Annotated in this window: 16 protein-coding genes and 1 pseudogene; 3 read left to right on the top strand and 14 right to left on the bottom strand. The window is 73.4% G+C overall.

The window, feature by feature from the left end; all coding sequences use genetic code 11:
- Positions 1-26 precede the first annotated feature (26 nt).
- The 9 genes and pseudogenes from ACFC1F_RS14485 to nrdR all read right to left on the bottom strand — a co-directional run bounded on the left by ACFC1F_RS14485 (position 27) and on the right by nrdR (position 9359).
- A complete protein-coding gene (locus tag ACFC1F_RS14485) occupies positions 27-1271 on the bottom strand; it encodes a cytochrome P450 (protein WP_376158297.1) in 1245 nt (414 codons plus the stop codon).
- Between the two features lie 140 nt (positions 1272-1411).
- Positions 1412-2050 (bottom strand): annotated as a pseudogene (locus ACFC1F_RS14480) (ATP/GTP-binding protein); the annotation flags it as partial.
- Positions 2031-2399, bottom strand: a complete 369-nt coding sequence (locus ACFC1F_RS14475; RefSeq protein WP_148642703.1) for a DUF742 domain-containing protein — start codon at positions 2397-2399, stop codon at positions 2031-2033. The pseudogene ACFC1F_RS14480 and the gene ACFC1F_RS14475, both read right to left, overlap by 20 nt.
- Positions 2396-2839, bottom strand: coding sequence for a roadblock/LC7 domain-containing protein (locus ACFC1F_RS14470; protein WP_376158294.1), 444 nt, complete (start codon positions 2837-2839; stop codon positions 2396-2398). The genes ACFC1F_RS14475 and ACFC1F_RS14470 overlap by 4 nt, the downstream gene beginning before the upstream one ends.
- The gene (locus ACFC1F_RS14465) at positions 2836-4545 is read right to left on the bottom strand and encodes an ATP-binding protein (RefSeq protein ID WP_376158292.1); all 1710 of its coding nucleotides are present in this window, start codon (positions 4543-4545) and stop codon (positions 2836-2838) included. The genes ACFC1F_RS14470 and ACFC1F_RS14465 overlap by 4 nt, the downstream gene beginning before the upstream one ends.
- A 232-nt stretch (positions 4546-4777) precedes the next feature.
- A complete protein-coding gene (locus ACFC1F_RS14460; protein ID WP_376158290.1) occupies positions 4778-5344 on the bottom strand; it encodes a Clp protease N-terminal domain-containing protein in 567 nt (188 codons plus the stop codon).
- A gap of 3 nt (positions 5345-5347) precedes the next feature.
- Entirely contained in the window at positions 5348-5605 is a 258-nt protein-coding gene (locus tag ACFC1F_RS14455; protein WP_376158288.1) for an RNA polymerase subunit sigma-70, read from the bottom strand.
- A gap of 129 nt (positions 5606-5734) precedes the next feature.
- Positions 5735-8629 carry a vitamin B12-dependent ribonucleotide reductase gene (locus ACFC1F_RS14450; RefSeq protein ID WP_376158285.1) on the bottom strand — a complete coding sequence of 965 codons (2895 nt, stop codon included), beginning with the start codon at positions 8627-8629 and terminating at the stop codon, positions 5735-5737.
- Positions 8630-8861: 232 nt separating this feature from the next.
- Positions 8862-9359, bottom strand: coding sequence for a transcriptional regulator NrdR (gene nrdR, locus ACFC1F_RS14445; RefSeq protein WP_148642709.1), 498 nt, complete (start codon positions 9357-9359; stop codon positions 8862-8864).
- A 563-nt stretch (positions 9360-9922) separates the two neighbouring features.
- Between nrdR and lexA the strand changes: the two genes are divergently transcribed.
- Positions 9923-10585, top strand: coding sequence for a transcriptional repressor LexA (lexA, locus tag ACFC1F_RS14440; protein WP_224281048.1), 663 nt, complete (start codon positions 9923-9925; stop codon positions 10583-10585).
- Between the two features lie 170 nt (positions 10586-10755).
- On the opposite strand, the gene ACFC1F_RS14435 is transcribed toward lexA, so the two are convergent.
- Genes ACFC1F_RS14435 through ACFC1F_RS14415 form a run of 5 tightly spaced genes read right to left on the bottom strand, consistent with a single transcriptional unit; the run spans position 10756 to position 18624 of the window.
- Positions 10756-12894, bottom strand: a complete 2139-nt coding sequence (locus ACFC1F_RS14435; RefSeq protein ID WP_376158282.1) for an ATP-dependent DNA helicase — start codon at positions 12892-12894, stop codon at positions 10756-10758.
- A gap of 12 nt (positions 12895-12906) precedes the next feature.
- Positions 12907-14733 carry an IucA/IucC family protein gene (locus ACFC1F_RS14430; protein ID WP_376158280.1) on the bottom strand — a complete coding sequence of 609 codons (1827 nt, stop codon included), beginning with the start codon at positions 14731-14733 and terminating at the stop codon, positions 12907-12909.
- Positions 14711-16156, bottom strand: coding sequence for a lysine N(6)-hydroxylase/L-ornithine N(5)-oxygenase family protein (locus ACFC1F_RS14425; RefSeq protein ID WP_376158278.1), 1446 nt, complete (start codon positions 16154-16156; stop codon positions 14711-14713). Before ACFC1F_RS14425 ends, ACFC1F_RS14430 begins: the two co-directional genes overlap by 23 nt.
- Positions 16157-16171: 15 nt before the next feature.
- Entirely contained in the window at positions 16172-16897 is a 726-nt protein-coding gene (locus tag ACFC1F_RS14420) for a GNAT family N-acetyltransferase (protein WP_376158360.1), read from the bottom strand.
- Entirely contained in the window at positions 16789-18624 is a 1836-nt protein-coding gene (locus tag ACFC1F_RS14415) for an IucA/IucC family protein (protein WP_376158275.1), read from the bottom strand. Before ACFC1F_RS14415 ends, ACFC1F_RS14420 begins: the two co-directional genes overlap by 109 nt.
- Positions 18625-19014: 390 nt before the next feature.
- Here ACFC1F_RS14415 and ACFC1F_RS14410 point away from each other — a divergent pair, with 390 nt between their 5' ends.
- Together ACFC1F_RS14410 and ACFC1F_RS14405 are read left to right on the top strand one after the other, a co-directional pair.
- Complete coding sequence (locus ACFC1F_RS14410; RefSeq protein WP_376158273.1) at positions 19015-20142, top strand: hypothetical protein; 1128 nt, start codon at positions 19015-19017, stop codon at positions 20140-20142.
- Positions 20143-20181: 39 nt separating this feature from the next.
- Positions 20182-21345, top strand: a 1164-nt coding sequence (locus tag ACFC1F_RS14405) for a trypsin-like serine peptidase (protein WP_376158270.1), incomplete at its 3' end; no start/stop codon positions are given.

Raw genomic sequence — 21345 nt, 5'->3', positions numbered from 1 at the left:
GAACAGCCCTGAACGGCCTGCCCGGCTCAGGCGTGGTAGCCCGCGGTGAACGACACCGGCAGCGCCATCAGCCCACGCACCCACGCCGACGGGCGCCAGACCAGCGCGTGCTCGGCCACCGCCAGCCGCAGGTCCGGCAGCCGGTCCAGCAGCACCTCGATCGCGGTGGTGGCGATCACCTCGGCCGCCTCCTGCGCCGGGAACGGGCAGCCGTGCTCGCCGTACGAGTAGCTCATGTGCGCCCGGTTGCCCTCGGCCGGGCTGCCGTCCGGCTGGCGCACCGACGGGTCCGCGTTGGCGCCCGCGAAGCCGAGCAGCACCATGTCCCCGGCTGCGATCCGCTGTCCGGCGAGCCGGGTGTCCCTGGTCGCCCAACGGCCGGCGAAGATCTGCGTCGGGGTGTCCTCCCAGAGCGCCTCGTTCAGCGCCTGGCTGATGCTGCGCCGGCCTCCGGAGAGCGAGGCGGCGAACCGCTCGTCGGTGAGCATCAGCCGCAGCGCGTTGGAGATCCAGTACGAGCTGGGCTGGTGGCCGGCGATCAGGATCACCCGCAGGTCGCGCATGATCTCGTCGTGCGACAGGCCCGCGTCGTGCTGGAGCATCGCGGTGGCGATGTCGTTGCCGGGGTGCTCGGCCTTCTCCTGGACCAGCTCCAGCATCACGCCGAGCAGCCGCTGCGCACCGGCGGGCGCGTCCGGGCCGCCGTCCAGCATGGTCAGCAGGCCGTCGATCAGGACCGGCGCCTGCGCCTCGCTCAGCCCGAACAGCCGGCAGAGGACCAGCAGCGGCATCCGGTGCGCGTACTCGGCGACCAGGTCGGCCTCACCGCGCCCGGCGAACTCGTCGATCAGCCGGTCGGCGATCTCCTCGGCGCGCTTGCGCAGCTCGTACGGGTCGACGGCGGCCAGCGCGTCGGTGACCGCCCGGGAGCGGCGGACGTGCTCCTCGCCCTCGGCGTACAGGATCGACGGCACCGGGGCCATCATCGGCTTGAGCGGCCAGTCCTCGGGGATGCTCTCCCAGGCGTTCCAGCGGGTGGAGTCGCGGCCGAACAGCTGAGGCTGACCGGTCACCAGCTGGAGCTCGCGGTAGCCGATCACCAGCCAGGCCGGGACGCCCCCGGCGAGCTCGACCGGGGCGACCGGGCCGTGGGTGGCCCGCAGCTCGCGGTAGAGCTGCCCCGGATCGGTCTGGAAGCGCGGCCCGTACAGCGGGGTGGCGCCGGCGTGCGCGGGGCAGCCCGGCGGCGGGGTGACGGCGGGCTCGGTCACGGGGTGCACTCCTCGTAGAGGGACGGGTCGGTGATGCCTTCTGTTGCGGGCAGGGCGGCCCCGGCCCCGCCGGGCCCCGCGCCTCGGGGCGAGTCCGCGCTACGGGCGCTGTCCGCGCCGCCGGCCCGGGACTCGTCGTGGGCCCCAGCCCCGGTCCGGGCGGCCTCCTCGACCCGCGCGGCCTCCTCGACCCGGGCGGCCAGGTGGCGGACCAGCTCGATCAGCACCTGCTTGCTCGACTCCCGGTCGCGCGCGTCGCAGTCCACCAGCGGGACGTCGGCCGGCAGGTCGAGCGCCTCCCGGACCTGCTCCAGCGTGTGGGTCGGCTCACCGAAGTTGTTCCGGGCCACGATGAACGGCGTGCCGTGGTGCTCCAGCCGGTCGATGGCGTACCAGGACTCCTCCAGCCGCCGGGTGTCCACCAGGACGACGGCGCCGAGGGCGCCGCTGAACAGGCGGTCCCAGAGGAACCAGAAACGCTCCTGCCCGGGCGCGCCGAACAGGTAGAGCACCTGGCTGGCGGAGAGCGTGATCCGGCCGAAGTCGAAGGCCACCGTGGTGGACCGCTTGCCCCAGGCGCCCGAGGGGTCGTCGATCCCCTCGCCCGCCTTGGTCATGGTCTCCTCGGTGTTCAGCGGACGGATCTCGCTGACCGCGCCGACCAGCGTGGTCTTGCCCACGCCGAAGCCGCCGACCACGACGATCTTCAGCGCGTTGTCGGCGGTGCCGCGCAGCGGGGTGCGCCGGGCCGCCGGTGCCTCAGAGCCGTTGGAGTCCATGCAGCACCTGCTTCAGCGTGTCGAGATCGGGCAGCCGGGCCTTGTTGGGCGCGAACCGCGGGTGGCGGGCGGTGATCGCCCCGGTCTCCAGCAGGTCGCCGAGCAGGATCTTCACCACCGACACCGGCAGCGACAGTTCCGCGGCGACCTCGACGACGGCGGTCGGGGCCTCGCACATCCGCAGGATGCGGGCGTGCTCCGACTGCATGCCCGAGGCCGGCTCCCGCTCGGCGACGATCAGGGTGACCAGGTCGAAGGCGTTCTCCGGGGACCGGCTGCGCCCCCGGGTGATGGTGTAGAGACGGTCCGGGTCGTCGTCACGGCCCGGCATGACCGGCCGCCCGGTCATGCCCGGGCGCTCTCGCGGTCCGCGGGCGCCGGGCCTGCCACGTCCTCGCGGGCCGGGGCACTCAGGTGCACGCCGATCTGCTCGATCAGACCGTGCATGTTGTGGCCGACCACGCCCACGTCCGCGTCGTCGTCGGTCACCACGGCGAGGTGGGCGCCCTCGCCGGCCGCCACGATGCAGAGGATGCCGCCGTGGAACTCGGTCATCGACTGCCGTACGCCGCCGCTGCCGTCGCCGAACTCGATCGAGGCGCCGTGCGCCAGGCTCTGCATGCCGGAGGCTATCGCCGCCAGCTGGTCCGCCCGGTCGGCGTCGAGGCCCGCCGTGTGGCAGAGCTTCAGGCCGTCGGCGGAGAGCACCAGGGCGTGCCGGGTGCCGGGGGTGGCCGTCAGCAGGTTTTCCAACAGCCAGTCGAGGTCACGGTCGGTGGCGCTGCTCATGAGGAGTCCTTCTCGGTGACGACGGGGGAAGCGTCGGGTGTGGTGTCCGTGGTGGGTGCACCGCCCTTGGCCTGCTGGGCGGCGCGACGGAAGGCGCCGAACCGGGCGGCGGCGCTCGCCGCGTCGGCACGGGCGGGCTCGGCGGCGGGGGCCGCCGGGGCGGTGGTGGCGAGCGTCTGCCCGCGGCGGCGCTGCGGCAGGCCGCTGTCGGTGACCGGCACGGGCGTCCCGGCCCTGTCAGCCGGGGCGGGAGCGGCCGGGGCGGGAGCGGCCGGAGCGGCGGGGGCCGGCACGGCGGGCGCTGCGGGCAGGGAGCGTGCGGGAGCGAGGGCGGGTGTGAGGGCCGGGGTGAGCGCGGGGCGCGCGGGAGCCGGCACGGTCGGCCGGTCCGGTACGGCCGGGACGGACTCCGGCGCGGGCTCCGGCGCGGGGTGCGTCACCAGCTGCTGCGGGATCAGCATCACCACCCCGGTGCCGCCGCGTGCCGACGGCCGGAACGAGATCTGCAACCCGTGCTTGCGGGCCAGCGCACCGACCACCGCGAGGCCGAGCCTGGTGCCCGCCGAGAGCGTGGCGAGGTCCAGCGGCTCGGCGGAGACGGCCCGCTCGGCCCGGCGCAGCCAACTGTCGCTCAGGCCGAGTCCGCTGTCCTCCACGGTGACCGCCAGCCCGGCCGGCACCTCCTCGACGTAGACGTGCACCTCGGCCGGCGGGGCGGAGAAGTTGGTGGCGTTGTCGAGCAGTTCGGCGAGCGCGTGCATCACGCCCTCGGCGGCGAACCCGGCCACGGCGGCGGCGCTGGCGTTGTGCAGCCGGACCCGCTGGTAGGCGCCGATCCGGCCGAGCGCGCCGCGCAGCACCGACTCCACCGCGATCGGCTTGGCCCAGCGGCGGCCCGATCGGGCGCCGGTGAGCACCGCGATGCTGTCGGCCATCCGGCCCGCCTGCGCGGTGGAGTGGTCCAGCCGCAGCAGGTCGCCGAGGACCTCCTCGTCGTGCCGGTGCTGCATCTCGCGCAGCTCGGCGTGCATGCTCGTGGCCAGCGCCTGGACCCGCCCGGCCGCGGTCGCGCAGACCGCGAGGGCGGCGGCCCGCAGGCGCTCGCCGCGGCCGACCTCCTCGGCGACGGCGCGCAGCAGCGCGTACTGGGGGTGCCGGCGGTGTGCGGCCAGCGCACTGTCGACGGACGCGCCGCCGCGGAGCCTCTTCACCAGCTCGGGCAGCACCTCGTCGGCCAGCCGGTCCAGCTGGGCCCGCTCGGCCCGCTCCGCCTCGGCCTCCTCCCGCACCCGGGCCAGCTCGGTCTGCGCGGCGGTGAGGTCGGCCCGGGCCTGCGCGAGCTCGGACCGGGCGGTGTCGCGCTCGGCCTTCGCCGCGGCGGTCCGCTCCCGGGCGGCCGTCTCGGCCTGTCTGGCCGTGCCGGCCACGACCAGCGCCGCCATGGCCTCGTCGTCCTTCGCGGCGAGCCCGGCCGCCAGCCGGCGGGCGCGCTCGGTGGCGGAGGCCGCCAGCCCGACGACGATCAGCCAGAGCGCGGCGACCGCACCGACCGCGACCGCGGTCAGCGGCTGGTGGGCCGCCGAGGCCCGGCTGATCCCGATCGGGGCGACGACCAGCGCCAACAGGACCGCCCCCGCCGTGAGGGCCGCGGTGCGCGCGGCGGGCCGACGGCTCGGACCACCTTCGGGGCTGGTGCGTTCTGTCATCGATGCGGTCCTCGGCAGCGGCGGCGGGCGTCGACGGGCTGACGCCGACAGCGGGGCTAGGCGAATGCGCGACCGCCCGGCCGACGTGATGAAACGTCTCCGGGCGGCTGATCGGTTCACGCAGTCGGCCGATCATATCCATTCAGCTGTTGGCCTCAACTGGAGAGTTGACGGACAGTATCGTTCGTTCACGCTTCGTGCACCGTTCCGCGACCGGCTCGCCGCACCTCCGTCAGCCCAGCGTCGCCTCCACCGCCCGGCGGACGGCCTGGGCGTCCAGCCCGTGGTCGGCGATCACCTTGGCCCCCAGGCCCTCGCCCTCCCGGAGCACCCCGAGCAGCAGGTGCCCGACCGCGATGTGACCGGACTTCAGCCGCAGCGACTCGCGCAGCGACAGCTCCAGCACCTTCCTCGCTGGCGCCGTGAACGGACTCCGCCGCGCCTTCGGCTCCGACCTGAACCAGCCGCGCCGCCGCGCCGCCGGCTCCTCGTCCGGAGCGTCCAGCGCACCCTCCCCGAACACCGACTCGACGGCCTCCCGGACGGCGCCGAGGTCCACCCCGATCGCCGCCAGCGCCTCCGCGTCGTCCCCCGGGCCCAGCAGCCGGCGCACCGCCTGCTGCGCGGTGGTGTGATCCAGGCCCGCATCGACCAGCACGGCCGCCGACGGGTCCCCCGGCAGCGCCAGAACGGCCAGCAACAGGTGCTCCGTCCCGATGTACCCGTGCTTGAGCTCCGCCGCCTCCTGCCCCGCCCGGCCCACCACTCGTCGCGCATCGTCGGTGAAACGCTCGAACATCGCTCAGCCTCCATCCTTCTCGCCGCCGAAATCGCCGCCGGATTCGCCGCCCCCGCGCCGGGCGTACTTCTTGTGGACCGCCTGCCGGCTCACCCCGAGGCAGACCGCGATGTCCTGCCAGGACCAGCCCTGCTGCCGGGCGTTCCCGACCTGCAACCCCTCCAGCCGGTCCGCCAGGTCCCGCAACGCCCGCACCGCCCGCAGCCCCACCGCGGGATCGCGACTGCCCGCCGCGGCCGCGAGTTCTCTGCCCTCGCTCATACTGTCAACCTAGGTTGACACCCGCCCACTGTCAACCCTGGTTGACAACAGGGGCACAAAAAAGGGCGGGGCGAGGACACGAAGTCCTCGCCCCGCCTCAGCGGTGGATCACCGCTCGCGGGTCAGCGGTCAGCTGCAGCCGCTGGTGGAGCCGCAGCCCTCGCAGAGGTAGCAGCTGCCGGCGCGGCGCATCTTGGTGCCGCAGGAGAAGCAGAGCGGCGCGTCGGCGTTGAGGCCGAGCTGGATCTCCATCAGCTCCGTCGAGTTGTGGGCCTGGGCCGGGGTGGCCTTGGGGGCCTCGACCACCGGGGCGGGCTTGGCCACCGGGGCCGCCGGGGCGACCGGGGCGGACTGGGCCAGCGTCTCGGTGTCCAGCTCCTCGGCCTCCAGCGGCTCGTAGGAGCCGGTCTCCAGGTGGCGCTGGCGCTCCTCGACGGAGTGGATGCCGAGCGCGGAGCGGGTCTCGAAGGGCAGGAAGTCCAGCGCCAGGCGGCGGAAGATGTAGTCGACGATCGACTGCGCCATCCGCACGTCCGGGTCGTCGGTCAGACCGGCCGGCTCGAAGCGCATGTTGGTGAACTTCGAGACGTAGGTCTCCAGCGGCACGCCGTACTGGAGGCCGACCGAGACGGCGATGGAGAAGGCGTCCATCATGCCCGCGAGGGTCGAGCCCTGCTTGGACATCTTCAGGAAGACCTCGCCGAGGCCGTCGTCCGGGTAGGAGTTGGCGGTCATGTAGCCCTCGGCGCCACCGACCGTGAAGGAGGTGGTGATGCCCGGGCGGCCCTTGGGCAGGCGCTTGCGGACGGGGCGGTACTCGACGACCTTCTCGACCGTGACCGGGGCGTCCTCGGCCTTGGCGGCCTTCGCCTCGCCGTCCTTCTTCTTGGCCGAGAGCGGCTGGCCGACCTTGCAGTTGTCGCGGTAGATGGCGAGCGCCTTGACGCCCATCTTCCACGCCTCGAAGTAGATCTCCTCGATCTCCTCGACGGTCGCGGACTCCGGCATGTTCACGGTCTTGGAGATGGCGCCGGAGATCCAGGGCTGGATCGCCGCCATCATCCGCACGTGGCCCATGGCCGAGATGACCCGCTCGCCCATCGCGCAGTCGAAGACCTCGTAGTGCGTGGTCTTCAGCCCGGGCGCGTCCACCACGTTGCCGTGCTCGGCGATGTGGGCGACGACCGCCTCGATCTGCTCGTCCTGGTAGCCGAGGCGCTTGAGGGCGCGCGGCACGGTGCCGTTGACGATCTGCATCGAGCCGCCGCCGACCAGCTTCTTGAACTTGACCAGGGCGAGGTCGGGCTCGACGCCGGTGGTGTCGCAGTCCATCATCAGGCCGATGGTGCCGGTCGGGGCGAGCACCGAGGCCTGGGCGTTGCGGAAACCGTTCTGCGCGCCGATGCGCACGACGTCCTGCCAGGTCCTGTTGGCCGCCAGCCAGACCGGGGCGTCCAGCTCGTCGACCGAGACGGCGTCGAGCGAGGCGTCCGCGTGCTGCTTCATGACCTGCTGGTGCGCGGTCGCGTTGCGGGCGTAGCCGTCGTACGCGCCGACCACACCGGCGAGTTCGGCGCCGCGGCGGTAGGCGGTGCCGGTCATCAGGGAGGTGATGGCGCCGGCCAGGGCGCGGCCGCCCTCGCTGTCGTAGGCGTGGCCGGTGGCCATCAGCAGGGCGCCGAGGTTGGCGTAGCCGATGCCGAGCTGGCGGTAGGCGCGGGTGGTCTCGCCGATCTTCTCGGTGGGGAAGTCCGCGAAGCAGATGGAGATGTCCATCGCGGTGATGACCAGCTCGACGACCTTGGCGAAGCGCTCGGCGTCGAACGAGTCGTCGTCGCGCAGGAACTTCATCAGGTTGAGCGAGGCGAGGTTGCAGCTGGAGTTGTCCAGGTGCATGTACTCGGAGCAGGGGTTGGACGCGTTGATGCGGCCGGACTCCGGGCAGGTGTGCCAGTGGTTGATGGTGGAGTCGTACTGGATGCCGGGGTCGGCACAGGCCCAGGCGGCCTCGGCCATCTTGCGGAAGAGCTTCTTCGCGTCGACGGTCTCGATGACCTCGCCGGTCATCCGTGCGCGGAGGCCGAATTCGGTGCCGTTCTCGACGGCGGTCATGAATTCGTCGTTGACGCGGACCGAGTTGTTGGCGTTCTGGTACTGGACGGAGGTGATGTCGTCCCCGCCGAGGTCCATGTCGAAGCCCGCGTCGCGCAGGGCGCGGATCTTCTCCTCCTCCTTCACCTTGGTCTCGATGAAGGCCTCGACGTCGGGGTGGTCGACGTCCAGGACGACCATCTTGGCCGCGCGGCGGGTGGCGCCGCCGGACTTGATGGTGCCGGCGGAGGCGTCGGCCCCGCGCATGAAGGAGACCGGGCCGGAGGCGTTGCCGCCGGAGGAGAGCAGCTCCTTGGAGGAGCGGATCCGGGAGAGGTTGAGGCCGGCGCCGGAGCCGCCCTTGAAGATCATGCCCTCTTCCTTGTACCAGTCGAGGATCGACTCCATGGAGTCGTCGACGGCCAGGATGAAGCAGGCGGAGACCTGCTGGGGCTGCTTGGTGCCGACGTTGAACCAGACCGGCGAGTTGAAGCTGAACACCTGGTGGAGGAGGGCGTGGGTCAGCTCGTGCTCGAAGACCTCGGCATCGCCGGGGGTGGCGAAGTAGCCGTTCTTCTCACCGGCGGCGCGGTAGGTGAGCACCACGCGGTCGATGATCTGCTTGAGGCTCCACTCGCGCTGCGGGGTGCCGACGGCGCCGCGGAAGTACTTGGAGGTGACGATGTTGACCGCGTTGACCGACCAGAAGTCGGGGAACTCGACGCCGCGCTGCTCGAAGTTGATCGAGCCGTCACGCCAGTTGGTCATGACGACGTCGCGCCGCTCCCAGCGGACCTCGTCGTAGGGGTGGACGCCAGGGGTGGTGTGGATGCGCTCGATCCGCAGGCCGCCCTTGGGGGCCTTGCCGGCACCCTTCGTCGTGGCCTTGTCGGACTTCGACCCGCGTGCGGAACCGCTCGTGGTGTCTGTCACTTCTCGCTCCTCCTCCTGGGCAAACGCCCAAAGTGCCCTGAAAAGTCCGGGCACCGCTGGTTCGCTCTTCCGGTGTGCGGGCAGGCGGCGACTGCCTGTTTCCGCACGGTTTGTGGTGTTCTGTGCGCCGTTTTCGGGCGCGCGTCGACCCCGAAGGGCCGGTGTGACGGTCGACCCCGAAGGGCCGGTGTGACGGCCGGCCCCTGGGGGCCGGTGTGCTGAGCCGGGCCTCCTAGGGCGCGGCGGCGGGGACGGGCACGCAGGTGCCGTCCGCCTCGGGGACGGGCCGTTCGGCGCGGATCTCCGCGATGGCGGCCTCGAAGTCTTCCAGTCCGTCGTACGCCTGGTACACGCTGGCGAAGCGCAGGTAGGCGACGACGTCGAGCTGCTTGAGCGGTCCGAGTATGGCCAGGCCCACGTCGTGGGTGGTGAGCTCGGACTTGCCGGTGCCCCGCACGCACTCCTCGACCTTCTGGCCGAGCTGGGCGAGGGCGTCCTCGGTGACCGGGCGGCCCTGACAGGCCTTGCGGACTCCGGAGATGACCTTCTCCCGGGAGAACGGCTCCGTGACGCCGCTGCGCTTGATGACCATCAGCGCGGCCGTCTCCACCGTGGTGAAGCGGCGGCTGCAGTCCGGGCACTGCCGGCGCCGGCGGATGGAGCTGCCGTCTTCGGTGGTCCGGCTGTCGACGACGCGGCTGTCGGAGTGCCGGCAGAAGGGGCAGTGCACCTGAGGATCCCTCCCGGGCAGGACGTGCGGACTTGGTCGAGTCTATGCGAAGACGACCCGGCCCCGCCAAGCTGATCATGCGACGTGACCACTAGTACTGGGCACGGTGAGGACTGTAGCCACTACATGTAGGTCTGCGGGGGAGGCGACACCCCTGGCGTGTCGATGCGGATTAGACTGCCGGAACCGACTTCGAGTCGAACATTTAATCGATGTACAACAAAGCCTTGATCGAGTCAGCCAACTCCCGAATAATTCACTCGAACGTGTGTTTGGCGCAACCTTTCGATAGGAGGTGCCGTTGGGCTGGAAAAGGGAGAGGACAGCCGTCGAGAGGGGCCGCCGTGAACACGATCGAAACCAACACCATCCCGGTGCAGGAACACTCCCAGCTCAAGGTGGGGCAGCGCACCACGAATCAGCAGAGTGTGGACGTCAGCATGGACCGTAGCGAAGAACACCGACTCTCCGGCGCGGCCATTTCGCACCCGGGCCGCGTCCCCGACCAGCCGATCGAACACTCCCCCGTGCTGGACGACTCCCACCCCGCCCCCGCGCGCTCGATGCCGGGGCGCCCCCCCGGCATCCGCACCGACGAGGCCGGGCTGACGGAGCGCCAGCGCCGCGTGATCGAGGTCATCCGGGACTCCGTCCAGCGCCGCGGCTACCCGCCGTCCATGCGCGAGATCGGCCAGGCCGTCGGCCTGTCCAGCACCTCCTCGGTCGCCCACCAGCTGATGGCCCTGGAGCGCAAGGGGTTCCTCCGCCGCGACCCGCACCGCCCGCGCGCCTACGAGGTCCGCGGCGTCGAGGTGGCCCGCCCCAACACCGCCGAGACGGCCGGGCGCCCGTCCACCTCGTACGTGCCGCTCGTCGGCCGGATCGCCGCGGGCGGTCCGATCCTGGCCGAGCAGACGGTCGAGGACGTCTTCCCGCTGCCGCGCCAGCTGGTCGGCGAGGGCGAGCTGTTCGCGCTCACCGTGCGCGGCGACTCGATGATCGAGGCGGCCATCTGCGACGGCGACTGGGTCACCGTCCGCCGCCAGCCGGTCGCCGAGAACGGCGACATCGTGGCCGCGATGATCGACGGCGAGGCCACCGTCAAGCGCCTCAAGCGCGAGGACGGCCGGATCTGGCTGATGCCGCACAACCCCGCCTACGAGCCGATCAACGGCGACAACGCGACCATCCTGGGCAAGGTCGTCGCCGTCCTGCGCCGCCTCTGAGCGCCCGCCACCGCACGCACCGGGAAGGGGCTCCAACGCAGGGTGCGGGGAGCCCCTCCGGCGTCTCCGGGGGCGCGCGGCCCTTCTGAGCGCGCAGCCCTTCCTGGGGGCGCGGCCGTCCGGGGCGTGCAGCCCCCCTGCCGGAGCGCGCCGCCCCTCCCCCGGTGCGCTCAGCCCTTCTTGACCACCGGCCGGACCGGCGCCGCGGAGGCGTCGATCGCCGCCAGCGAGCGCCGCACCTGGTTGCGGTCCGTGGTGTACCAGAACTCCGGCATCGAGGACCGGAAGAAGCCGCCGTACCGCTTGGTCTCGACCCGCGGGTCCAGCACCGCCACCACGCCCCGGTCGTCCGCCGCGCGCACCAGGCGGCCCGCCCCCTGCGCCATCAGCAGCGCCGCATGGGTGGCCGCGACGGCCATGAAGCCGTTGCCGCCGCGCTGTTCGACGTCCTTCTGCCGGGCGCTCATCAGCGGGTCGTCCGGCCGCGGGAACGGGATCCGGTCCATCACCACCAGCTGGCAGGCCGAACCGGGCACGTCCACGCCCTGCCAGAGCGAGAGCGTGCCGAACAGGCAGGTGGTGGAGTCCGAGGCGAACTCCCGGATCAGCTCGCCCAGGGTGTCCTCGCCCTGGAGCAGGATCCGGTTGTCCAGCCGCCCGCGCATCGCCTCGGCGGCCGTCTGGGCGCCGCGCATCGAGGAGAACAGGCCGAGCGTCCGCCCGCCGGCCGCGCCGATCAGCTCCGCCAGCTCGTCGAGCATGTCGGGGCGCTCCGGGTCCCGGCCCGGGTCGGCCAGGTGCCTGGCGACGTAGAGGATGCCCTGCTTGGGGTACTTGAACGGCGAGCCGACGTCGATGCCCCGCCAGTGCGGCACCGGCTCGTCGCCGAAGTCCGCACCGGCCGCCGGGGTGTCCCCCGGCCCGCGCACGTCCGGCAGCCGGGCCTCCGAGGGCAGGCCGACCGAGGCGGCCACGCCGTTGAAGTCCCCGCCGAGCTTGAGGGTGGCCGAGGTGAGCACCACCGACCGCTCCTTGTACAGGCCCTCGCGCAGCAGCCCGGAGACGCTGAGCGGGGCGACCCGCAGCGAGGCGGTGCCCAGCCCGTACCGGTCGCTGCGCTCGATCCAGACCACGTCGTACTCGGAGTCGGCGAGCAGCCGCTCGGCCGTCTCGTGCAGCGCCTCCGCCGAGGCCATCGCCTGCTTGCGCACCGCGTCCTCGTCGCTGAGCGCCTTGTCCCTGGTCTCGCCGAGCGAGGTGATCACCTGCCGGCTGGCGTCGCGGATCGCGGTGACCGCGTACGCCAGGTACTCGGGCAGCTCCTCGACCCGGCCGGGCTGCGCGGTCTCCATCAGGCCGTGGTAGTTCTCCGCCGCACCCTGGAGGGCGTCCACGGCCTTCTCGTTGGCGAGCCGGGCGGCCCGCTTCACGGCCCGGTTGACCGCGCCGACGGTCAGCTCGGCGGTGGCCGCGCCGGTGACCCGGTTGACCAGCTCGTGCGCCTCGTCGACGATCAGCAGCCCGTGCTCGGGCAGCACCGGCGCGCCCTCGATGGCGTCGATCGCCAGCATCGCGTGGTTGGTGACCACGACGTCCGCCAGCTTGGCCCGTTCGCGCGCCTTCTCGGCGAAGCACTCCTGACCGTACGCACAGCGGGTGGCCCCCAGGCACTCCTTGGAGGTCACCGAGAGCTGGGCCCAGGCCTTGTCCGAGACGCCGGGGCTGAGGTCGTCCCGGTCACCGGTGTCGGTCTCGTCCGCCCAGTCGCGCAGCCGCAGCACGTCCTGCCCGAGCTTGCCGGTGGGGCCGCCGAGCGCGTCCACCGGGTCGAACAGGCCCTCGCCCTCCTCGCTCGGGGTGCCCTCGTTGGCCCGGTGCAGGCAGAGGTAGTTGGAGCGGCCCTTGAGCATCGCGAACAGCGGACGGCGGCGCAGCACGGGGTGCAGTGCCTCCACCGTGCGCGGCAGGTCCCGCTCGACCAGCTGGCGCTGGAGCGCCAGGGTGGCGGTGGCGACCACCACGCGGTCCCCGTGGGCGAGGGCCGGCACCAGGTAGGCCAGGGACTTTCCGGTGCCGGTGCCGGCCTGCACCAGGAGGTGCTCGCCGTGGTCGACGGCGTCGGCGACGGCCTCGGCCATCCGGACCTGGCCGGGGCGCTCGACACCGCCGACGGCCGCCACCGCGGCGTGCAGCAGCTCGGGGAGGCGGACCCGCGGGACGGCTGCCTCGGCGGCGTCGGCGGCGGCCGAATCGTCGGCGGCTTCCTCGGCGGCGTCGGCGGGGAGCTGGGATTCGGAGTCGTTCGTCATGACCCTCCCACCCTACGGGGCGGGGGTGACAATCCGGTCCCGTTGCCCGGGGAGCCCGGCCGTCCCCTCCGGTGTGAGGGCGTTCGGGACGGTGCCGTGCCGGGCCGCGTGCGGGCGGTGCGGGCGGTCCCGGTAGCCGTCGAGGAGCAGCCGGTTGCGGTTGAGGCAGAGCCGGTCGATCCGGGGGCGGAACAGGTCGAAGAGCGCGAACCGCTCCTTCAGCCCGGGGAAGCGTTCCTGGTACCGGAGGACCTCGGCCCGCAGCAGCGCCCAGAACTCGGCCTCGGGCAGGCCGGTCTCTGCCTCCAGCAGCGGGGCGAGGTAGCGGAAGACGCCGATGAAGAGGCCGGAGTGGAGGAACTGGCAGAGGTCCTGCGGGTCCTCCCGCAGCAGTACCCCGGCCACTTCGGCGGGCAGCCCGCGCAGCTCGGGCAGGTCCTGGTCGCTGAGGTTGACGTCGTCGACGAAGTCCTTGACCGCGAGCCGGGCGGGGGCCTCGGAGGAGTCGAAGACCAGGATGGCGTTCTCGCCGTGCGGGGAGAAGACCAGGCCGTAGCGGTAGAGGAAGTGGAGCAGCGGCGGCAGCATGGCGGCGAACAGCCGGGCCGTCCAGGCGGCGGGGGTGAGGCCGGAGCGGGTGATCAGTTCGGCGGCCAGCGCCCGGCCGTCGGCGCCGGTCTGCAGCAGGGCGGCCAGGGTGCGTCCGCGTTCGCCGGCGTCCAGGGCGGGGCCGAGCGGTTCGCGCCAGATCGCGCCCAGGAGCTCCTTGTACTGGTAGGGGGCCTCGGGCAGCTCGCGGTAGAGCGGGTGGTCGACGGTGACGGAGGCGATCTCGCCGAGCAGCACCACCCGGCACTCGTCGCGCAGGAACGGGTCGGCGTCCCGCAGGCCGTGGATCCAGGCGGTGACGGCGGGGGCGGCGAGCGTGCGCTCGGTCGGCAGGCCGCGCCAGACCAGGGTGTTGAGGATGGCGAGCGGCAGTTTGACCGTGCAGCGGTCGGGGCGGCTCTGGTTGAAGAAGGAGCGGATGGACTGCTGGGGCAGCCGCAGGTCGCCGTCGGAGGGCAGCGGGACGATCTCGCCGGACGCGATCCACGGCGCGAACAGCGGGACGACGGTCTCGTCCCACTGCCACGGGTGGACGGGCAGCAGCAGGTAGTCGTCGGCGTCCGGGCCGAGGGCGGCGCGCAGGGCCGCCGGGTCGTCGAGCTCGCGGGCGTACAGCTGCCCGGGCTCGGCGAGGCCGGGGACGCCGCGGTACTGGGCGAGCCGGCGGTGGACGGCGATCCAGGGCAGCGGCAGCGGGGTGCGCGCCTCCGGGGTCCAGCGGGCGGCGTCGGAGGCGGAGAAGCCGATCCGGCCCTTGTTGGGGACGATCCACGGGTGGCCGCCCTGCCGTCCCTCCAGTTCGGTGTGGCCGAGGTCGGCCAGTTCGGCGGCGGTGAGTGCGGTGGCGAGCTGGTGGGCGTCGGAGAGCAGGGTGGCGGTCAGCTCGCGCACCAGGTGGCCGGTGGTCTCGCCGCGCAGGCCGAGGGTGTGCCGGGCGTAGGGGAGGAAGCGCAGCGGGTCGAGGCCGTCCGGCCGGGAGCAGTGCACGGAGTCCTCGTCGACCTGCCAGCTGTCGTAGGCGCCGCGGCGGGCGGTGAAGCGGTACTCGGCCTCGGGCAGCAGGAGCAGGTACTCGCCGTCGGCGGCGCCGGGGACCGGGGTGATCAGCTCCTCGTAGGCGAACTCGCCGAGCATCTTGGCCAGCAGCGCGCGGCCGGCCCGCTGCCAGTGCCCGGCGGTGAGCTGCGGGGGCAGGTAGAGCGACGGTTCAGCGGCCGGCGGTTGCGGCACGGGAGAGCTCCTGGGGGCGAGGGACGGTGGTGGTGGCGGCAGGGCCGGTGGGCAGGGCGGTGGTGGCGGCCGGCTCCGGCGGGGCGAATCCGGTCCAGGCGGTGCGGGCGGGCAGCCGGTGGACGGTCCGGCCGGTGACGGCGTTGAGGATCACGGCGGCCCGGTGGGCGCCGAGGCCGAGGTCGGGGGTGCCGACGCCGTGGGTGTGGAGTTCGGCGTTCTGCACGTACAGCCCGCCGGTGAGCTCGGGCCTGGTCGCGACCCGGTGGTCGAGGTCGACCCGGTAGCGCCCGGCGCCGTCCCAGTCGATCAGCCCGGCGAGCGGCTCCAGGGCGACCGGGCGGGCGGCCCGGTAGCCGGTGGCGAGGACGACGGCGTCGGTGCGCAGCAGGCGCCCGGCGCCGGAGTCGGTGTGCCGGCAGCGGAGTTCGAGCCCGCCGCAGGGGCCGGGCCGGGCCTCGGTGACGGCGGTGCCGGGGGTGATCTCGACCGGGTCGGCGTCGATCGGGCGGCCGATGGTCCGCTCGTACAGGTGGTCGTGGATCTCGGCGAGGGTCTCGGCGCTGGCGGCCTTGTGCAGCTGCCACTGGGCCTCGACGAGGTGGTCGCGGACCGGCTCGGGGAGGCCGTGGAAGTAGCGGGTGTAGTCGGGGGTGAAGTGCTCCAGGCCGAGCTTGGAGTACTCCATGGGGGCGAGGGCCCTGCTCCGGGTGAGCCAGCGCAGCCGGACGCCGTCGTCGGCGTGGCGCCGCAGCAGGTCGAGGAAGACCTCGGCGCCGGACTGCCCGCTGCCGACGACGGTGATGTCGCGGGCGCCGTCCAGGGCGGAGCGGCGGTCCAGGTAGTCGGCGGAGTGGAAGGCCCGCGGGTGGCCGGCCAGGCCGGCGAAGGCCTCGGGCAGGACGGGCCGGGTGCCGACGCCGAGCGCGACGTTGCGGGCGTGGACCTCCTCGCGCCGTCCGGTGACGGCGTCCAGCAGTTCGGCCCGGTAGAGCCCGCCCTCCCCCGGCCCGCCGGTGCCGTGCCCGCCCTCCCAGTGCAGGGCGGTGACGACGGTGGCGAACCGGCAGTTGGTGAGCCGCTCCGCCGCCCAGCGGCAGTAGTGGTCGTACTCCCGGCGCGGCAGTTGGAAGCGCTCGGCGAAGTAGAAGGGGAAGAGCCGGTCCTGTTCGCGCAGGTAGTTGAGGAAGGACCAGCGGTTGGTCGGGTCGACCAGCGAGACCAGGTCGGCGAGGAAGGGCACCTGCATCCGGGCCCCGTCGACCAGCATCCCGGGGTGCCAGCGGAACTCCGGGCGCTGGTCGCAGAAGAGCGTGCGCAGGCCCGGGACGGGCTCGGCGAGCGCGGCGAGCGAGAGGTTGAACGGGCCGATGCCGACCCCGAGCAGGTCGTACGGCGCGGGCTGGGGTGCTGGGGTGTCCATGGGGTGGGCGGTGTCCTAGGCGGGATCGGAGGGGGCGGGCACGGCGGGGTACGCGGCGGGGCGGGGCGGTACGCGGTCGCGGACCATCAGGGCGGCCCGTTTGTCCGGCAGGTCGATCTCGGCCGTCGCCCGGAACCCGGCCCGTTCGAAGGCCCGGACGGAGCGCCGGTTCCGGACGTCGGGTTCGGCCACCACCCGCTCGCAGTGCGGCCGTTCCCGCAGGATGCGCTCGGCGAGCGCGGCGAGCAGGGTGGCGCCGAGGCCCCGCCCGCGGCGGTCGGCGGGGCCGAGCAGCAGGTGGACGCCGGTGTCGTCGGGCCGGGCGGGGTAGTGCCCGGCGAGCGGGTCGAGGTCGGCGCGGTAGATCTCCCAGTAGCTCATCGGGGTGCCGTCGAGCAGGCCGAGACAGGGCGCGCTGCGGCCGTCGCCGTCGAGTTGGGCCCGGACGTGCCTCCCGGTGGTGGCGGGAGGGCCGGCGAGGCCCCAGAAGGCGGCGACGTCCGGGTCGTTCATCCACCCGGCGAGCAGGTCCAGGTCGGCCGGCAGCCGGACCGGGCGCAGCCGGAACTCCCCGGCTGCGGTGGGCATGGCGCCCCAGCCGGGGACGGAGTCGGCCAGGCTCACGGCGGGGGTCACGCGCCGGCCACCGGGTTGGGGATGTCGACGTAGACGGACTGGTTGGCGACCGGCCCGACCAGTTCGTCCATGCCGTTGATCCGGGTGAGCAGGTTGGCCTTGCAGGGCAGGGTGGTGGCGTCCAGCAGCAGGGCGGGCAGCGTGGACCTTGTGGCCGCGACCCGGGGGCCGGCGAGGAAGCCGCGCAGCGCGGCCAGCAACACCGCCTCGTCGGCCAGCCGCTGGGAGCCGAGGGCGCCGATCAGGCCGAGGACGTGGTTGATGCCGAGGTAGTAGGCGAAGTGGTGGTCGATCACGTCGTCGGCGAGGAAGGTGTCGCTCTGCGCGCCGAGTCCGGGCAGCCGGCCGGTGAGCCGTTCGGCGGCGCTCTGCCGGTAGTAGAAGCCCTGGTTGTCGCGGTAGCGCCCGCCGACCGGCCAGCCCTCGGCGTCGAGCATGACGAGGCTGTTCTGCTGGTGCGCCTCCAGCGCGATGCCGGCCTGTCCGTCGAGCCAGAGGACGGGCAGGACGACGGCGTCCAGGTAGCGCAGGAACCATTCGGCGGCCACGGTGGTGAGCGGGCGGCCGCAGCGGAGGGCGAGGGCGCGCAGCGTGTCGCCGAGCCGGGACGGCACGGTGTCGCCGGTGCCGAGCGGCTGTTCGGCGACCAGTCCGGCCACGCAGAGCGCGCGCTCGCCGGGGGCGAAGGGCTGGGCGCGGAGCACGGTGTCCAGGCCGCCCGGGTCACCGAGGGCGGGGTGGTCGACGCCGATCCACGCGGGGTCGCGGACGATGTCGAAGCCGGGGTGGGCGGCCCGCCACTCGGCGGCCAGCCCGCTCTCCAGCAGCCGGTGCATCTCCAGGCCGCGGTGCAGCTCCTTGCGGAGGTTCTCCCGGCGCGAGTTGGTGATCCGCAGGCCGAGCGAGAGCTTCAGCATCCAGGGTGTGCCGGGCCGGTAGACGGTGCGCACCGAGGAGGTGGGGTACCAGGGCGCGCCGGCCGGGCCGAGGTCGTGCAACAGGCCGTCGGCGAGCAGGGCGGCGACGGCCGGGCGCAGTGCCAGCTCGCGGGCCTGCCAGGGGTGCAGCGGCAGGGCGGCGGTGCCGGGCGGCAGCGGGGCGCGGTCGCCGAGGAGTCGGGCGGTGATGAGGTCCGCGCTCTCGGTCAGCGCGGAGCCGGCGGCGAGGAGTTCGCGGTCGACGGCGTACCAGTGCAGCTGGAACGAGCCGTGCAGCTCCGGGGAGTAGGCGGCGCTCTGTGCGGGGCCGAGGCCGTCGCGGCTCTTGGGGGTGGGGTGCAGCGGGTGGCCGAGGAGCAGGGACTGCTCGGTGGCGAGGAAGTGGGAGCCCTCCGGCCCGCCGGGGGCCGCGGCGGTCCGGCGGTGGGCGAGGATGTCCGCGGTGCGGACGACGGAGTCGGCGACCCGGGCTGCGAGGTCGGCGACCTGGCCGGGGTCGGGGCGGGCGGCGGCCGCGGCGGCGAGCAGCGCGGCGGCGGTGACGGCGTCCACCGGGGCGTCGCAGGGGTCCCCCGGCGCGGCGGTCCCGCCGGCCGAGAGGGTGGCCGGGCCGAAGCGGTGCCAGCCGGCGGGCGACCAGTAGCGGACCGGGGCGCAGAGCCGGGCGGCGCCGCCGAGGACGGCGATCCGCAGCCGGCCGTCGGGGCCGGGCGTGGCGCCGGTCTCCCTGGCCCAGCACCGGAGCAGGGCTTCCAGGGCGGCCTGTTCGGCGGCGACGGCCGGATCGGGGTGCAGCAGCGGGTCGGGCTGTGCCGCACCGGCCGCGGCGGGACGGGCCGGGGCCGGGCGGCGCGCCGGGCTGTGGGGCGGGGCTCCGGTGAGGGCGGTGCTCAAGGCTGCTCCTTGGGGCGCGTGGGGTGCGGACGCGCGCGGGTGGTGGAGAGGGTCTGGCGGGCGCTCGCACCGTCGCGTCAGGTAAGGGTTACCTATCCCTGACGGGTGATCACAAGGACGGCTCACTCGTCCGGGTGAACAGCGCGGATTGTTCACCCCTGAGGTGGGAGGCCCTGCTGTGGCAACGAGCCGACCGGGGGTTCGTCACAGATCGGTGACCTCGGGTCAGTTCCGGAACCCGGGGGTCGGCCGGTGCCGTCCTGGTCGCCAGTGGCAGACTCCAGGGCGGCTAGCCGCCGCAACAGGACCATCCAGGGGGAAGCGAACACCATGCCATCGATCCACCGGTCAGCCGTGGCCGCGGCCCTTGCCGCCGGAACCCTGCTCGCCGTGAGCGCATGCGGCCCGGACGGCCCCGCCGGCGACGGGGGCACCGCCGCACCGCCGCCGTCCCCGGCCGTCACCACCGCCTCCGCCGCCGCGGGGGGCGGCGGCGTGATCGGCGGCCTCACCCTGCCGACTGGCATCCCGACCAGCCTGCTGGAGGGCCTGCCGAAGAGCTGGGACGACCTGAAGAAGTGGAAGTTCGAGGACTGGGACAACTGGGCGTCCAAGCACGTCTTCAACAACCCCGTCGTCAAGGACTTCTGGAACCCGGACAAGATGGGCGACTCCAAGCCCGCCGATCCGGCCCCGCCCACCGCCAAGCCCGCCGGCGACGCCGGGGTCACCGACCCCGAGCCGCCGGTGGTCAAGGCGACGCCGGTGGCCCGCCCGTACACCAAGCAGCCCTCCGGGAAGGTCTTCTTCTCCGCCGACGGCGGCCGCGGCAACTGCTCGGCCACCGTGATCGCCGACCCGGCGCACCCCGGCAAGAGCAACCTGGTCTGGACGGCCGGGCACTGCGTGCACCCGGGCAAGGGCGGCAACTTCTACAAGGACCTCGTCTTCGTCCCCGCCTACAACAACTCCGGTGCCTCCAGCGGCGGCAAGAAGGCCCCGCTGGCGGAGCTGGCGCCGCTCGGCACCTGGTGGGCCAAGGACGTCGTGACCTCGCCGCAGTGGACGGTCGAGGGCGGCGGCACCGGTGACGCCGCCAGCCAGTACGACTTCGCGGTCATGCGGGTGCAGAACCAGAACGACACCGGCAAGTCGCTGGAGGAGACGGTCGGCGCGGCCGTCCCGGTCTGGTTCGACGCCCCGCGAGACCAGCTGAAGGTCTCCGCCGTCGGCTACCCGCTCTACAAGCCCTTCGACGGGCAGGAGCTGTACAAGTGCGACGGGGGCAAGCCGGTCCGGCTCTCCTTCGACCCCAAGCGCCCGTCGATGCACACCATCGGCTGCACCATGACGCAGGGCTCCAGCGGCGGCGGCTGGTTCGCCCCGATGCCGGACGGCAAGCTCGCCCTGGTCAGCAACACCTCCATCGGCACCCAGGACCACACCTCGCTGAGCGGCCCGTACCTGGAGACGGTCGCCAAGCAGGCCCTGGACTACATCTCCCGCAAGCCGAAGTAGCCGGCCGCGCAGGAACCGACCGACGGGGGACAGATCACCATGCCACTCATCACCGCGGCCGGGCCCGGCCGCCGGGCCGCGACGGCCGGAGCCGCCGTGCTCGCCGCGCTCGCCCTCACCGCGACCGCCTGCGGGCCGGAGAACGCGGGCAGCTCCGACGCCGCGGCCACCACCGCCGCGGCCGCCGCGGCCGTCACCACCGCACCCGGAAAGCCGGGCGTCACCCTGCCCGGCAGCCTCCAGGACCTGGCCAACTGGAAGCTCGACGACTGGGCGAGGTTCCTCGGCGACAACGCCTTCGTCAACGAGGTCGCCCAGGGCTTCTGGTCGATCGCCAAGATGGAGAACGCCAAGGGCCGGGCCACCCCGGAGTACTCGCACAAGACGGCCGGCAGCACGGTCGAGCGGGACGCCCCGCCTGCCGCCATCCCGGCCAAGCCGCAGCCGCACCCGTACAGCCCGGCGACCGCCGTGGTCGGCAAGATCTTCATGACCACGCCCGAGGGCGACTCGATGTGCTCCGGCACGGTGGTCTCCGACCCGGCCAACCCGGGGCGGAGCAACCTCGTCTACACCGCCGCGCACTGCCTGCACGACGGCAAGGGCGGCTCCTGGCTCAAGGACATCACCTTCGTCCCCGGCTACAACCGCGACGGCCAGGCCAGTCGGGGCAAACCGTACAGCGAGCAGCAGGTCTCCCCGTACGGGCGGTGGACGGCGGTGCGCGCGCTGGTCTCGCCGACCTGGGTGAAGGAGGACGGCGTCGGCGCCAACTCCCAGTTCGACTACGGGATCATCCGGGTCCGCAACGAGAACGGCTCCGGCCGGTCACTGGAGGAGACGGTCGGCAGCTCGGTCCCGGTCTGGTTCAACGCCCCGCGCGAGCAGATCACCTCGGCCTTCTCCTACGGCTACCCCGCCGAGCGGCCGTTCGACGGCATGGAGCTCAACCACTGCGACTCGGCGATCCGGCCGGGCCGGCTCTCCTTCGACCCGGCCCGCCCGCCGATGTACGTCATCGGCTGCACCATGACCGGCGGCTCCAGCGGCGGCGGCTGGTTCATCACCAAGGACGGCAAGCCGAACCTGATCAGCGTCAACTCGATCGGGAACCGCAACCCGTCCGAGTACATGGCCGGGCCCTCGCTCCAGCTCGACCCGGCGGAACATCTCGTTGCGCACCAGCACCCGGAACGCCCGCGC

The sequence above is a fragment of the Kitasatospora sp. NPDC056181 genome (assembly GCF_042266225.1).
In the GTDB taxonomy this organism is placed as follows: Bacteria; Actinomycetota; Actinomycetes; order Streptomycetales; family Streptomycetaceae; genus Kitasatospora.
Note: the sequence above shows the minus strand (reverse complement) of the source record. Positions and strands in the feature narration are given on the sequence as shown.